Source organism: Enterobacteriaceae endosymbiont of Plateumaris sericea, from assembly GCF_012562605.1.
Lineage (GTDB): Bacteria > Pseudomonadota > Gammaproteobacteria > Enterobacterales > Enterobacteriaceae.
Genome location: NZ_CP046224.1, coordinates 501,846 through 516,927, shown reverse-complemented (window position 1 = coordinate 516,927; position 15,082 = coordinate 501,846). Strand labels below are relative to the sequence as shown.

Annotated in this window: 15 protein-coding genes; 2 read left to right on the top strand and 13 right to left on the bottom strand. The window is 19.7% G+C overall.

The genetic code is table 11. From position 1 onward, the window contains the following. Positions 1-55 precede the first annotated feature (55 nt). From cgtA to rplM, 6 genes are all read right to left on the bottom strand, one after another. Entirely contained in the window at positions 56-1,075 is a 1,020-nt protein-coding gene (gene cgtA / locus GJT84_RS02465) for an Obg family GTPase CgtA (RefSeq protein ID WP_168867344.1), read from the bottom strand. Between the two features lie 129 nt (positions 1,076-1,204). After that, positions 1,205-1,462 carry a 50S ribosomal protein L27 gene (gene rpmA / locus GJT84_RS02460; protein WP_168867343.1) on the bottom strand — a complete coding sequence of 86 codons (258 nt, stop codon included), beginning with the start codon at positions 1,460-1,462 and terminating at the stop codon, positions 1,205-1,207. Between the two features lie 19 nt (positions 1,463-1,481). Continuing rightward, positions 1,482-1,793 carry a 50S ribosomal protein L21 gene (gene rplU / locus GJT84_RS02455; RefSeq protein ID WP_168867342.1) on the bottom strand — a complete coding sequence of 104 codons (312 nt, stop codon included), beginning with the start codon at positions 1,791-1,793 and terminating at the stop codon, positions 1,482-1,484. 46 nt (positions 1,794-1,839) lie between these two features. Next, positions 1,840-3,096: a UDP-N-acetylglucosamine 1-carboxyvinyltransferase gene (gene murA, locus GJT84_RS02450; RefSeq protein ID WP_168867341.1), complete on the bottom strand. Its 1,257-nt coding sequence runs from the start codon at positions 3,094-3,096 to the stop codon at positions 1,840-1,842. Between the two features lie 156 nt (positions 3,097-3,252). After that, complete coding sequence (rpsI, locus tag GJT84_RS02445; protein WP_168867340.1) at positions 3,253-3,645, bottom strand: 30S ribosomal protein S9; 393 nt, start codon at positions 3,643-3,645, stop codon at positions 3,253-3,255. Between the two features lie 13 nt (positions 3,646-3,658). After that, entirely contained in the window at positions 3,659-4,084 is a 426-nt protein-coding gene (rplM, locus tag GJT84_RS02440; protein ID WP_168867339.1) for a 50S ribosomal protein L13, read from the bottom strand. A 311-nt stretch (positions 4,085-4,395) separates the two neighbouring features. On the opposite strand from rplM, the gene argR reads away from it, so the two are divergent. Next, positions 4,396-4,875, top strand: a complete 480-nt coding sequence (argR, locus tag GJT84_RS02435; RefSeq protein ID WP_168867371.1) for a transcriptional regulator ArgR — start codon at positions 4,396-4,398, stop codon at positions 4,873-4,875. A gap of 25 nt (positions 4,876-4,900) precedes the next feature. Here argR and serS read toward each other — a convergent pair whose 3' ends face one another. Next, positions 4,901-6,184 carry a serine--tRNA ligase gene (gene serS / locus GJT84_RS02430; protein ID WP_168867338.1) on the bottom strand — a complete coding sequence of 428 codons (1,284 nt, stop codon included), beginning with the start codon at positions 6,182-6,184 and terminating at the stop codon, positions 4,901-4,903. Positions 6,185-6,370: 186 nt separating this feature from the next. Here serS and trxB point away from each other — a divergent pair, with 186 nt between their 5' ends. Then, a complete protein-coding gene (gene trxB, locus GJT84_RS02425) occupies positions 6,371-7,336 on the top strand; it encodes a thioredoxin-disulfide reductase (RefSeq protein WP_168867337.1) in 966 nt (321 codons plus the stop codon). 33 nt (positions 7,337-7,369) lie between these two features. Here trxB and infA read toward each other — a convergent pair whose 3' ends face one another. The 6 genes from infA to ppa form a co-directional block, all read right to left on the bottom strand. Next, positions 7,370-7,588 carry a translation initiation factor IF-1 gene (gene infA / locus GJT84_RS02420; protein ID WP_168867336.1) on the bottom strand — a complete coding sequence of 73 codons (219 nt, stop codon included), beginning with the start codon at positions 7,586-7,588 and terminating at the stop codon, positions 7,370-7,372. Between the two features lie 20 nt (positions 7,589-7,608). Beyond that, positions 7,609-9,384: an ATP-binding cassette domain-containing protein gene (locus GJT84_RS02415; RefSeq protein WP_168867335.1), complete on the bottom strand. Its 1,776-nt coding sequence runs from the start codon at positions 9,382-9,384 to the stop codon at positions 7,609-7,611. A 41-nt stretch (positions 9,385-9,425) separates the two neighbouring features. Then, on the bottom strand, positions 9,426-11,135 hold the full coding sequence (locus tag GJT84_RS02410) for an ATP-binding cassette domain-containing protein (RefSeq protein WP_168867334.1): 1,710 nt from the start codon (positions 11,133-11,135) through the stop codon (positions 9,426-9,428). 78 nt (positions 11,136-11,213) lie between these two features. Further along, positions 11,214-12,497: a phosphopyruvate hydratase gene (gene eno, locus GJT84_RS02405; protein ID WP_168867333.1), complete on the bottom strand. Its 1,284-nt coding sequence runs from the start codon at positions 12,495-12,497 to the stop codon at positions 11,214-11,216. A 19-nt stretch (positions 12,498-12,516) separates the two neighbouring features. Next, positions 12,517-14,127: a CTP synthase gene (pyrG, locus tag GJT84_RS02400; RefSeq protein ID WP_168867332.1), complete on the bottom strand. Its 1,611-nt coding sequence runs from the start codon at positions 14,125-14,127 to the stop codon at positions 12,517-12,519. A gap of 350 nt (positions 14,128-14,477) precedes the next feature. After that, a complete protein-coding gene (ppa, locus tag GJT84_RS02395; RefSeq protein WP_168867331.1) occupies positions 14,478-15,014 on the bottom strand; it encodes an inorganic diphosphatase in 537 nt (178 codons plus the stop codon). Positions 15,015-15,082 lie beyond the last annotated feature (68 nt).

The window sequence follows — 15,082 nt, the reverse complement described above, 5'->3', positions numbered from 1 at the left end:
CTTTTATGATCCAAATAAATTTATTTAATTTACAATTAAATTAATAAAATTAAATTTATTTATTATAATTTTTTTTTATATATTTAAAAATATTACAACATAAATTTTTTATTCCAATTTTATTTTTAGATGATATTAAATAATATTTTTTTATATATTTAAATTTTATTAATATTTTTTTGATATATATATCAATTTTTTTATTATTTTTTAATAAATCAATTTTATTAAAAACTAACCATTGTTCTTTAAAAAAAAGATTTTGATTAAATTTTTTTAATTCATTATTGATAATATCAATATTATTAATAATATTCATTTCATTTTTATCAGAAATATCAACTAAATGTAATAATAAATGACATCTTTCTAAATGTTTTAAAAAATTTAAACCTAAACCTTTTCCTAATGAAGCATTTTTAATAATTCCAGGAATATCTGCTATTAAAAAAGAATTACCAATATTATTTTTAACCACTCCTAATATAGGTTTAATTGTAGTAAATGGATAATTACCAATTTTAGTTTTTGCTTTAGATACATTTTGAACAAATGTTGATTTACCTGTATTAGGAAGACCTAACATTCCTACATCAGCTATTAAAATTAATTCTAATTTTAAAATTTTTCTTTGTCCTAAACTACCTTTTGTATTTTGATAAGGAGTTCTATTAATAGAAGTTTTAAAATTTATATTACCTAAACCGTATTTACCACCTCTAACAATTAAAATTTTTTGATTGTTTTCATTTAAATTAGCTAATATTTTTTTTTTTTGTAAATCAATAATTCTTGTTCCTATTGGAATCGTTAAAATTAAATCTTTTCCTTTTTTACCTGTACATTGATTTTTTTCTCCAGAAAACCCATTTTCAGCAAAATAATTATTTTTTACATGAAATTTATTTAGTGTATTGATATTATGATCAGTTAATAAATAAATATTACCACCATTACCACCATTACCCCCATTAGGTCCACCTTTAGATATATATTTTTCTCTTAAAAAACTAATACATCCGTCTCCTCCTTTACCTGCTGTTACAAATATTTTTGCTTCATCAAAAAATTTCACTATTACTCCTCCAAATTAAATAATTTTAATAATTATAAGTTTAATATATTCAAAATTGGATAAGTATGTTTTTTAAAAATTTAATTTTATAAAAAAATTTTATAAATATTATACAAAGAAATAAATTTTTTATATAGTTATTATATGAATATATTTTTTACGTTTTATTCCTTTAATTATAAATTTTACTATTCCATTTTTTATAGCAAATAAAGTATGATCTCTACCACATCCTACATTTTCACCAGCATGAAATTTTGTTCCTCTCTGACGTACAATAATAGATCCTGCTTTTATTTTTTCTCCTCCAAAATGTTTTACTCCTAATCTTTTAGAATGTGAATCTCTACCATTTCTTGAAGAACCACCAGCTTTTTTATGTGCCATAAACTATACCTCTTATATATTAAATTTGAATTTTAATTATTTTAATAGTAGTTATAAATTGACGATGTCCTTGTATTTTACAAAAATGTTTTCTTCTATGAAATTTAATTATTTTAATTTTTTTATCTCGTTTATGAGAAATTAATTTAGCTTTTATTGACGCTCCTGTAACTAATGGTTGTCCTATTTTAAAATTATTTTTATTATGTATTAGTAATATTTTATTAAATTTTATTTCTTCTCCTATATTACCTTTAATTTTTTCTAATTTTATAATTTGTCCTTCTATAACTTTATATTGTTTTCCACCATTATTAAAAATAGCATACATGTATATATTTCCTTATTTATTAATATGTTATATAAAAAATATTATTTTAATATTTTACTCTTTGAATTTGTGCACCTAAATTAGAAAGCTTTTTTTCAATATTTTCATATCCTCGATCTATATGAGAAATATTATTAATTACAGTAATTCCAGAAGCAATACATCCAGCTAATACTAAACTTACAGAAGCTCTTAAATCTGTTGCTATAACTTCAGCACTAGAAAGTAATTTAACTCCCTTACATTTTAATATATTATTTTTTAATATTATATTTGCACCCATACGTATTAATTCTGGTACATACATAAAACGATTTTCAAAAATATTTTCCTTAATTATACTAATACCATTTGATACTAAATTTAATAATGCAAATTGTGATTGCATATCAGTGGGAAAATTAGGATAAGGACCTGTTGTTATATTTACTGACTTTGGTCTTTGACCATGCATATTAATACTACACCAATTTTTTCCTATTTTAATTTCAGCACCAGTTTGGTATAATTTATTTAAAACTATATTTAAATTATTAGGGTTAGTATTTTTACATAATATTTTACTCCTACATATTGCAGCTGCTACTAAAAAAGTACCTGTTTCTATTCTATCAGATATTATAGTATAAATACCTCCTTTTAATTTTTTTACTCCTTCAATAATAATTTTATTTGTCCCTGCTCCCTGTATATTAGCTCCCATTTGATTTAAAAAATTAGCTAAATCTTTTATTTCTGGTTCTTTAGCTGAATTTTCTATAATAGTAATATTGGATGCTAATGTAGCTGCTAATATTATAGTAATCGTTGCTCCTACACTAACATTTTTCATATGTATTATTTTACCTATAAATTTTTTTTTAAGACATCCTTTAATATGATTTTTTTTTACATTAATTTTTGCTCCTAATATTTGTAAACTATTTATGTGTAAATCAATAGGTCTATTACCAATAGAACATCCTCCAGGAAATGCTATATCTACTTGACCAAGTCTAGCTAATAATGGACTTAAAATCCAAATTGATGCTCTAATTGATTTAATTAAATAAGAAGGTGGATCATATCGTAGTATATTACTAGCATCTATTATTAATGTTTTTTTTTTCTTAATATTAACTCCTAATTTAATTAAAATTTTGATTGCTATATCAATATCTTTTAATTTAGGAATATTTTTTATTTCTACTGGTTCTTTAATTAAAAGTGATGCAAATAATATTGGTAATGCTGCATTCTTAGAACCAGAAATAATTACTTGTCCTTTAAGTTTTACAGGTCCTTTAATAATAAATTTATCCATTTAATTATTCTCTATAATAAAGAATTTTACATTTTTCAAATAACTATAAAAAAATAAATTTTTTAAAAAAATAAGTAATTAATAATGAAAAATTATAATTTTGATATTATCAATAATAAATAAAATATTTTTATATTAAGAATAAATAATAATTTATTAACGTTTAGAAAATTGAGAACTTTTTCTAGCTTTTTTAAATCCTACTTTTTTTCGTTCTACTTTACGATCATCACGAGTAATAAATCCTGCTTTTCTTAATTCTGCTTTATAAGTATTATTATATTTTATTAAAGCTCTAGTAATTCCATGACGTATAGCCCCTGCTTGACCTGAAATACCTCCACCTTTAACTGTAATATATAGATCTAATTTATTATTAATTTTTAATAATTCTAAAGGTTGTAAAACTATCATTTTAGATGTATTTCTAGAAAAATATTTATCCAAAGATTTATTATTTATATTAATTAATCCATTACCTTTTTTAAGAAAAACTCTAGCAGAAGAACTTTTTCTTCTTCCTGTTGCATAATCTTTATATACAATCATTATAATTATCCAATTAAATATTTAAAATATAATGTTTTTGAGCAGTATGTTTATGTTTAATTCCAGAATATATCTTTAATCTATTTAATATTAAATAACCTATTTTGTTTTTAGGTAACATTCCTTTTACTGCATATTTTATTACTCTAGTAGGATGCTTAATTATTAATTCATTTAATGATATTTTTTTTATTCCACCAGAATATCCACTATGATTATAGTATATTTTATTTTTTCTTTTACTACCTGTAACTTTAATTTTTTCTGCATTAATTATAGTAATATAATCACCTCCATCTATATGAGGACTGTAAGTGGTTTTATGTTTACCCATTAAATAATGAGCTATTATTGTAGCTAATCTACCTAAAATTTTTTCTTTAGCATCAATAAGATACCACTTATGATTATTTTTTATTTTATTTTTAAAATGATACATATTAAAAAATTACCTAAAATATAAATTTTATAAAAAATATTTATTTTTTATAAAATAATTTAATGTTATATCAAATATATGATAATATAGTTAATTAGTAAAATCAATTTATCTTTATAATTAAAAAATTCATTTTTTATTGATAATAATTAAATATTTATTGACATTTAAAATAATTTTAGATTAAAATAATTAATTAAAACATCGGTATTTAATTTATTTATAGAAAATAAAAAATTTTTTTATTTACAATGCTAATAGTTTTAGTCATATATAAAAATGATATTATTTTTTATAATATTGGTGACTTTATGCGTACTACTTCTATAAAAAAAAAAGAAGCATTTTTAATAGAAATATTTAAAAATTTAATTAAAGAAGAGAAATTTAGTACACAAATTGAAATTGTACATGCTTTACAAGAAGAAGGTTTTAATAATATTAATCAATCTAAAGTTTCTAGAATGTTAACAAAACTTGGTGCTGTCAGAACTAGAAATGCAAAAATGGAAATGGTTTATTGTTTTCCTTTAGATTTAGGAGTACCAAATACTACTAGTCCTTTAAAAAATTTAGTTTTAGATATTGATTATAATGATATTTTAATTATTATTCATACTAGTCCAGGTGCTGCTCAATTAATAGCACGTTTATTAGATTCTTTAGGTAAAGCAGAAGGAATTCTTGGAACTATTGCTGGAGATGATACTATTTTTGTTGTTCCAACACGTTTATTTAAAACTATTGATTTATATCATACTATTAAACTTTTATTTGAACAAAATTTTTAAATATATAGTTTTTAAAAATTAATTATTATTTACCTTTTATAGGTAATCTTTTCATATATGGTTTTAAAATATTAGGTATTTTGATACTACCATCTTTTAATTGATAATTTTCCATTATAGCAGCTAAAGTTCTTCCAACAGCTAATCCAGATCCATTTAATGTATGAATAAAAATATTTTCATTTGTTTTTGTTTTATATCTTGCTTTTATTCTTCTAGATTGAAAATCAGACATATTAGAACAAGAAGAGATTTCATAATACTTTTGTTTTGATGGAAACCATACTTCTAAATCATATGTTTTACTAGAAGCAAAACCCATATCTCCTGTACATAAAAGCATTTTTCTATAAGGTAATTCTAAAAGTTTAAGTACTTTTTCTGCATGTTGTGTAATAATTTCTAATGTTTTTGAAGAATCTTCAGGACGTACTAATTGTACTAATTCAACTTTATCAAATTGATGTGTACGAATTAATCCTTTATTATATTTACCATAAGAACCTACTTCAGAACGAAAACATGGACTATGTGCTACTAATTTTATTGGTAATTCATTTTCTTTTATTATTTTATTATAAACTATATTAGTTAAAGGAACTTCTGCTGTAGGAATTAAAGAATATTTATTTTTATCATAATGTTTTATTGATTTTATATGAAAAATATCATCACTAAATTTTGGTAATTGTCCAGTACCATATAAAACTTTATCATTAACTATATAAGGAACATAAATTTCTTCATAATTATGATGAAAAACATGTAAATCTAACATAAACTGAATTAAAATTCTATGTAAGTAAGCTATTAATCCTCTCATAACTATAAATTTTGATCCACTTAGCATAATTCCTGATTCAAGGTCAATTCCGTTATTTAATAACCCTAATTCTACATGATCTTTAATTGGAAAATCATAAAATAAAATTTTTCCATATTTTTTTATTTCTTTATTATCTTTACTATTTTTACCATAAGGAACATCATCGGATGGAATATTTGGAATAATATCATATATATTTTTTATATTTTTTTTAATAGCAATTAATTCTAATTTTAAAAAAGATAATTCATTATTAATTTTATTAATTTGATGTTTTAAATGATCAAGATTAATAAAAATTTTTTTTATTAATTTTTTAGATTTATTTTTTTTTTCTATTTGTAATTTTTCTATTTTAATTTGTAAATTTTTTCTTTTTTTTTCTAATTCACTTATTAATTTTTTATCTAAAATAAAATTCCTTTTTTTAAGAATTTGAGATAAATAATCTATATTATAACGAAATAAATTAGGATCTAACATATATTTTAATACCTTATATATTTTTTTCTTTTGATGTTTTATAATAATAATGAATTATTTTAATATCATTAATTATTAATTAATATATTATATTAATTAATATGTAATTAATATAATTAGTTAATAATAAATAAAAAAATTTATATAAATAACTTTAGATAAAATATAACAGAAATATAAATATTTATGAATAATATACAACATACAAAACTTTTAATTTTAGGTTCTGGACCAGCAGGATATACTGCAGCTATATATTCTGCAAGAGCAAATTTAAATCCAACTTTAATAACAGGAATAGATATAGGTGGACAATTAACTAAAACTACTAATGTAGAAAATTGGCCCGGAAATTTTCCTAATATTTCTGGTAATAAATTAATGGATAATTTATCTAATCATGCATTATATTTTAAAACTAATATGATTAATGATTATATATTAAAAGTAGATTTAAAACAAAAGCCTTTTTTTTTAACAGGAAATTTTTTTAAATATACATGTGATAGTTTAATTATTGCTACAGGAGCAATACCAAAATTTTTAGGTTTAGATTCAGAAAAAAAATTTATAGGAAAAGGTATTTCTTCTTGTGCTATTTGTGATGGATCTTTTTATTATAATAAAAAAATTGCTGTAATAGGTGGTGGTAATACAGCCATAGAAGAAGCTTTATATTTATCTAATATTGCTTCAGAAGTTCATTTAATACATCGAAAACCTTATTTTAGTGCTGAAAAAATATTAATTAGTAAATTATTAGACAAAGTAAAAAATAATAATATTAAATTACATTATCCTTATATAGTAAAAGAAATATTAGGTGATAAATTTGGAGTAACAGGAATAAAAATTTGTTCTTCTGTAAATACAGAAAATTATAAAATAATAAATTTATATGGTATTTTTATTTCTATAGGAACTATACCAAATACTAATGTATTTAAAAATTCATTAAAATTAGATAATAATGGATATATTATTACTAATCGTATATCAAAAAATAAATTTAATTTTACACAAACTAGTATTTCAGGTATTTTTGCTGCTGGTGATGTAATGGATAATGTTTATAGACAAGCTATTACGTCAGCTGCTACTGGTTGTATGGCTGCTTTAGACGCCCAAAATTATTTAAGGAAAAATTTTTAAATTTATTAAAATACTTTAATATTTTAATAAAAATTAACGACTACGAAAAATTATTCTTCCTCTACTTAAATCGTAAGGTGTTAATTCTACAGTAACTTTATCTCCTGTAAGTATTTTTATATAATTTTTTCTCATTTTTCCTGAAATATGAGCAGTAACTATATGTCCATTTTCTAATTTTACATGAAATACAGTATTAGGTAATGTATTTAAAACTATTCCTTGCATTTCTATATTATCTGATTTTGACATTAATTTATTTCCTTTATTATTTAATATTTAAATGTTTTTTTATTATTTATTATATTATTCTTTATATAATTCCAATATTTACCCTTTTTATTAATTAAGTAATTATGATGTCCTTTTTCAATAAAACGACCATTATCCATAAAATATATACAATCCATATTTTTAATAATATTAATATTATGAGTAATAATTACTATTGTTTTTTCTTTAAATATAGAAAATATTAATTTTAAAATTTTACAAGATGTAGTATTATCTAAACCTTCTGTTGGTTCATCTAATAATATTAAATTTCCATCATGTAATATTGCTCTTGCAATAGCTAATCTTTTTAATTCTCCACCTGATAAACTTCTTCCTCCTTCTCCCATCCATAAATCTAAACCTTGTTTGTTGTTATCAATTAATTTATTTAATCCTACAAGATTTATAATTTTTATTAAATATTGATAATTAATATTACAATTATTTTGTTTATTTAATAATAAATTATTTTTTAATGTATCACTAAATAAATATATACGTTGATTTATTACACTTATATTTTGTCTTAAAAGAGATAAATCCCATAATTTTAAATCAATATTATTTAAAAAAATTATTCCTTTAACGGGATCCCAAGCTCTAGTTAATAACATTAATAATGTTGATTTACCACAACCATTATGTCCAGTAATAGCTATTTTATCATTATTATTTATAAATAAAGATAAATTTTTTAAAATTAATAAAGGTTGTTGAGGATAATGAAAAGAAATATTATTTATATTAATAATAATATTATTATTTTTTTTTAAATTTTTATTTATTTTTAAAAAATTTATTATTGGTTTTTGATTTATAATCATAAAAACTTTTTTAGCTGAAAATAATATTTCACTAATATTATGAAAAATATTACCTATAGGTAATAACATATTAGATAATGTAATTAAACAAAGTAAAAAAGATATAATATAAAATTTAGAATTAAAATTATTAAATAAATATAATTTACTATATATTAATAATATTAATATATTAATTCCATTAATAATAATTATTATTGATTGTGATTGTGAATTATAATTGTTTTTTTTATATTGTATTTTTTGCCATTGTATTTCTAAAAAATTAATTTTTTTCCTAATTATATTGATACCTTCAAATATTCTATATTCTGTTTGATAATATAAATAGTTACTCATATAAAAATAATATTCATTTCTAAAATAAATATTATTTTTTCCTATTAGTTTACCTAAATTATAAAAATATATTGTATGTAATAATAATGAAAAAAATAAAATTAAAGAAAGTATAATAGATAATAAAAAACTAAAAAAACTTAAACTAATTAATATGATTATAGTTGTTATAAATAAACTAATAATAGGAGATATAATTTGTATATATAAAAAATCTAAAATTTCAATATCTGAAATTAATGTATTTAATATATTAATATTGTTTAAACATTCTAAATTAGAAGGATATAAAGGAAAAATTTTACGAAAAATAATAATTCTTAAATTTTTTAATAAATATAAAGTATTATCATGTTTTATAATTTTTTCAAAATATTTTGTAACGGTTTTTATTATTGAAATTAATCTAATAATAGCTGAAGGAACTATATAATTATAATTAAGACCATTATTTATAATGGTAAATAAAAAAGTAGAAGTTAATAACCAACCTGATATAACTGATAAAAAAATACTCATTAAATTAGTAATTATTGTTAATAATATACCAAAAAAAAGAATTTTTACATATTTTTTATGATTTTTTAAAAAATATAATAAATATAACACTTAGTTATAATTCCTATTTCACATATTTAAAATTTTTTATTTTATAATTTTTTTATATTTAATTTTTGTATAATTTTTCCATGATTCATTTTCCATACTTGATTACAGAATTTGATTTGATATAATTTATGTGTTATCATTAAAATTGTTTTCGTATATTGAAAACTATATAAAGAATTTATAATATCTTTTTCACTATTCATATCAATATGAGCAGTAGGTTCATCTAATAATAATAAATTATGATTTTTAATTAATGCTCTTGCTATAATTATTCTTTGTATTTGACCTACTGATAATCTAATATTTTGTTCACCAATAATTGTATCCAAACCATCAGGAAAATCTTTTAAAAATTTTTGTATACCTGTAATTTTAATAATATTTTGTATTTTTTTTATATCAATATTTTTATTAAAAAATAAATTTTCTCGTATTGTTTTTGAAGGAAGACCAGGATTTTGTCCTACCCAAGATATTTTTTTATACCAATTATTTAAATTTATATTTTTTAGTTCAATATCATTAATTTTTAATGATCCATTATATGGTAAAAAACCTAAAAAAACATTAAATAATGTACTTTTTCCACAACCACTAGGACCTATTATTGCTATACGTTCTCCATTAAAAATTTTAAATGAAAGTGGTCCTATTAATATATTACCCTCTAAACTTTTTACTATTAATTTTTTAGCTATTATAATAATATTTTTTGTGTTAAAAGATGAATTATTTATTTTTAAATATTTTTTTCTAGGATAAGTTTTAAAAAATTGTAAAATTAAATCTGCTGCACCTATAGATTTAGATTTAATATGATACAGTAATCCTAAATTAATAAAATATTGAAAATATTCAGAAATTAAAATTAATATAAAAAAACCATTAAATATTGTTATTTTATTTCCATAAAAACCTAAATTAATTATATTTAAATATGAAAAACTAAAATAAATAGAAACAGAAGCTAATGAAATAGAAGAAAAAAATTCTAAAATAGCAGATGTTAAAAAAGCAATTTTTAATATTTCCATATTTTTTTTTCTAAATTTTTCAATATAAATAGTAATTTTATTAATTTCTATTTTACTTAAATTAAATAAACGTATTGTTTCTATACCTAGTAATCTATCTAAAAATAAACCATTTAAGATAGATAATATTTTAAAATTTTTTTTACTTTTTTTAATTGTTTGACTACCAATTAAAATAATGAAAAGTATAGTAAATATACTAATTATCATTAATAATAAACTTGCAAGCCAACTAATAAATGATATTGATATCAATATTATTATTGGAGATATAATAGATACTAATAATTGAGGAATATATTTACTATAAAAATCTTGTAAATTTTCAGTTTGATCTATTATAAGTGATAATATGCTACCTAATGTTTTATTTTTTATATTAGCTATATAAATTTCTTCAAATTTATCTAGAATTTTTTTTCTAATAGTATTTTTAACTAACTGACCATAATTATAATTAATATTATTAATTATAAGATTTAATAATGATCTAATTATAAAACATAAAAATAATATTATATAATAATAAAATATTTTTTTTTCTTTTCCTTGAAAAAATAAATATTGTACTTGGATTGCTAAAATCCAATTTTGGAAAATTATTATACTTGTATTTAAAATATTTAATAAAAAAGAAAATTTTAATAATTTATTTGTAAATATACTTTGTTTTTTCAACCATTTTATTATTTTTTTTTCTTTATATTTTTTCATAGCAACAATAATAATTTATTATTATATTTCATATATTGATAATAAAAATAAAAATTTATAAATTTTTATTTAATAAAATTATGTATGTTTAAAAGGTTCTAAAGGAGCTAAACCGTTTAGTTTTTCTTCTATTCTTATTAATTGATTATATTTAGCTGTTCTTTCTGAACGACTCATTGAGCCTGTTTTTATTTGTCCTGCACTAACACCTACAGATAAATCTGCAATAAAAGTATCTTCTGTTTCTCCAGAACGATGGGATATTATTGTTTTATATCCTTTTTCTTTTGCTATTTTAATAGTAGATAATGTTTCTGATAAAGAACCTATTTGGTTAGGTTTTATTAAAATTGCATTAGCTATACCAAGTTTTATACCTTTTTTTAAAAGTTTTGTATTAGTTACAAATAAATCATCACCAACTAATTGAATTTTATTTCCTAATTTTTTTGTTTGGTAAGCAAATCCTTCCCAATCAGATTCATCTAATCCATCTTCTATAGAAAAAATAGGATATTTTTTTATTAAATTAGAAAAAAAATGAGTTAATTCTTTAAAATTTAAATTTAATCCTTCACCTTTTAAATGATATTTTTTATTATAAAATAATTCAGAAGCAGCACAATCTATGGCAAAAATAATATCTTTTCCTAAAATATATCCAGAATTTTTTATAGCTTCAGAAATAATATCAAATGCATCACTATTTTTATTTAAGTTTGGTGCAAAACCACCTTCGTCTCCTACAGAAGTAATTAATTTATAAGATTTTAATACTTTATATAAATGATGAAAAATTTCTGATCCAATTTTAATTGCTTCTTTTATATTTTTTGCACAAATAGGTTGTATCATAAATTCTTGAATATCAAGATTATTATCTGCATGCTTTCCCCCATTAATAATATTAATCATTGGTAATGGCATTGTAAAATTATTTAATGTGCCATTGATATCAGATATATATTGATATAATGGGATTTTTTTAAAAACAGAAGCTGCTCTAGCATTTGCTAATGATACAGCTAAAATAGCATTTGCTCCTAAAACAGATTTTTTTTCTGTACCATCTAAATTAATCATAAGATTATCAATATTAATTTGATCTAAAGAATCTTGATTTATTAAAATTTTATTTATATGTTTATTAACTGAATTAACAGCTTTTAAAACTCCTTTACCTAAAAAACGATGTTTATCATTATCACGTAATTCTATTGCTTCTTTTGAACCAATTGAAGCTCCAGATGGTACAGAAGCTATACCAATAGATCCATTTTTTAATTGTACTTCTGCTTCAACAGTTGGATTTCCTCTAGAGTCTATTATTTCTCTACCAATAATTCTTTTTATTTTAGACATTTTTATCCTATTTAAAAATTTAATTTAGGTTAATTTTTTTCATCGCAGCTTTAATAAATCCTATAAATAATGGATGTCCATTATGAGGATTAGAAATAAATTCTGGATGAAATTGACAACCGATAAACCATGGATGATTAGGAATTTCAATAATTTCAATAAATGATTTATCTATTGATCTTCCTGCTATTAATAAACCATATTGGATAAGCTTATTAATTAATAAATTATTTACTTTATATTGATGACGATGTCTTTCAATAATATAGCTAGAATTATACAGTTGATATGATAAACTTAATTTGTTTAATTTACATTGTTTATTTCCTAATCTCATTTTTTTTTGTAATTTTTTTATATTAAAATAATTATTTTTACTAATCAATTTTATAATAGGATTTTTACAATTTGAATTAAATTCAGTTGAATCAGTATCAATCATACCAACAACATTACGTGCAAATTCAATTAAAGCTATATGCATACCTAAACATATTCCAAAATAAGGAATATTTTTTTTTCTTGCATATTGTACAGTTTTTAATTTTCCTTGAATACCTCTAGAACCAAAACCCCCAGGAATTAAAATACCATCAAACTTATTTAAAATATTTATTCCTTCTATTTCTATTAATTCAGAATTAATTAAATGAATATTTACATGTACTTGATTTTTTAATCCTCCATGTTTTAATGCTTCTATTACCGATTTATATGCATCTGGTAATTTAGTATATTTTCCTACTATACTTATATTAACATATCCTTTAGAATTTAATTCTGTATTAAGTATTTTTTTCCATTTAGTAAGTTTAGTATCTCGTAAATTAAATTTAAATTTATTACACACATAATTATCTAAACCTTGTTTTTTTAATAAAATAGGTATTTTATAAATAGAACTAACATCTTTTAAAGAAATAATTACTTGTTTTGATAAATTATAAAATGATGCAATTTTAATTTTTTCAAGATTAGATAATGAATAATTAGATCTACAAATTAATACATCTGGTTGAATTCCTATTGATAATAATTTTTTAATAGAATACTGTGTGGGTTTAATTTTAATTTCTTTAACATTTTTTATATATGGTAATAAAATTAAATGAATATAAATTATTTTATCTTTACCTATATCAACTGCCATTTGACGAATCGCTTCAAGAAAAGGTAAAGATTCTATATCTTCAACTATACCTCCAACTTCTACTAATATTATATCATATTTTTTTTTTCCTAATTTAGTTATATGTTTCTTTATAGCATTAGTAATATGAGGAATAACTTTAATTGTTACTCCAAGATAAGCTCCTTGTCTTTCTTTTTTTAAGACTTCAGAATATATATAACCAGCAGTAAAATTATTATTACGAGACATTTTTGTTGTTATAAATCTTTCATAATATCCAAGATCTAAATTAGTTTCAGCGCCATCACTAGTAACAAATATTTCTCCATTTTGAGTAGGATTTATAGTACTAGCATCCATATTAATATATGGATCTAATTTAATTAGAGTTACTTTTAAACCTCTATTTTCAAGAATTGAAGCTAATGAAGCTATAATAATTCCTTTTCCTAAAGAAGAAGTAACTCCTCCAGTAATAAAAATATAATTTACATTCATTCTTATTCCAAGAATTTTAAAATTAAAATGATCGATCTATATAAATAAATAATATTTATAGTTAATAAAATTACAGATTAAAAAATATTTTAAATTAAATTTAAAATGTATTAATTTTTATAAAAAAATTTTTTGATATATATTATTAAATTAAATATTTTTTATATTTAATATTTTTTATAAATAAAATATTTATTTTTTATAAAAAATAAAATTAATAACAATTAAATAATATTTATATTAAGAATATATTTTTATTTTTAAAAAATTATTTAATTATTTATAAAATTTTTGTAATATATAAAATATTATAGATAAATATTTTTAAAAAAATAAATAGTTTAAAAAAATCAACAATATTTTTTTTTAAATCTATTAATAGAAGATAAAATTTCTTTTTTAGCAATATCTATATTATCCCATTTATTAATTTTAACCCATTTACCATTTTCTAAATCTTTATAATGTTGAAAAAAATGAGTTATTTGTTTTTTTAAAAAAATAGATAAATCATCTATATCATTAATATTATTATATTCTTGAGAAATTTTTTTATGTGGAACAGATATTATTTTAATATCTTCCCCAGATTCATCTATCATATTTAATATACCAATAGGACGACATCTAATAACAGATCCTGGTAATATAGGATATTGTGTAGGTACTAATACATCCAAAGGATCACCATCTAAAGATAATGTATTATTTATATAACCATAATTACAAGGATAAAACATTGTTGTAGAAATAAAACGATCGACAAATAATATTCCTGATTTTTTATCTACTTCATATTTTATTGGTTTTGAATTAGAAGATATCTCAATAATAACATTAATATCATCCGGTATTTTATTTCCAGAAGATACTTTATTTAAAGTCATAATATATTCTTTAATTTTAATGATAATGAATTATTAAATAATAACAAATATTTGTTAAATATGTCAAA

Excerpts from the sequence above, each read along its gene's own strand:
- rpsI (WP_168867340.1), bottom strand. The coding sequence starts at position 3,645 with ATGATTGTATATAAAGATTATGCAACAGGAAGAAGAAAAAGTTCTTCT.
- eno (WP_168867333.1), bottom strand. The coding sequence starts at position 12,497 with ATGTCTAAAATAAAAAGAATTATTGGTAGAGAAATAATAGACTCTAGA.
- GJT84_RS02410 (WP_168867334.1), bottom strand. The coding sequence starts at position 11,135 with ATGAAAAAATATAAAGAAAAAAAAATAATAAAATGGTTGAAAAAACAA.
- rpmA (WP_168867343.1), bottom strand. The coding sequence starts at position 1,462 with ATGGCACATAAAAAAGCTGGTGGTTCTTCAAGAAATGGTAGAGATTCA.
- rplM (WP_168867339.1), bottom strand. The coding sequence starts at position 4,084 with ATGTATCATTTTAAAAATAAAATAAAAAATAATCATAAGTGGTATCTT.
- rplU (WP_168867342.1), bottom strand. The coding sequence starts at position 1,793 with ATGTATGCTATTTTTAATAATGGTGGAAAACAATATAAAGTTATAGAA.
- ppa (WP_168867331.1), bottom strand. The coding sequence starts at position 15,014 with ATGACTTTAAATAAAGTATCTTCTGGAAATAAAATACCGGATGATATT.
- infA (WP_168867336.1), bottom strand. The coding sequence starts at position 7,588 with ATGTCAAAATCAGATAATATAGAAATGCAAGGAATAGTTTTAAATACA.
- murA (WP_168867341.1), bottom strand. The coding sequence starts at position 3,096 with ATGGATAAATTTATTATTAAAGGACCTGTAAAACTTAAAGGACAAGTA.
- serS (WP_168867338.1), bottom strand. The coding sequence starts at position 6,184 with ATGTTAGATCCTAATTTATTTCGTTATAATATAGATTATTTATCTCAA.
- argR (WP_168867371.1), top strand. The coding sequence starts at position 4,396 with ATGCGTACTACTTCTATAAAAAAAAAAGAAGCATTTTTAATAGAAATA.
- pyrG (WP_168867332.1), bottom strand. The coding sequence starts at position 14,127 with ATGAATGTAAATTATATTTTTATTACTGGAGGAGTTACTTCTTCTTTA.
- trxB (WP_168867337.1), top strand. The coding sequence starts at position 6,371 with ATGAATAATATACAACATACAAAACTTTTAATTTTAGGTTCTGGACCA.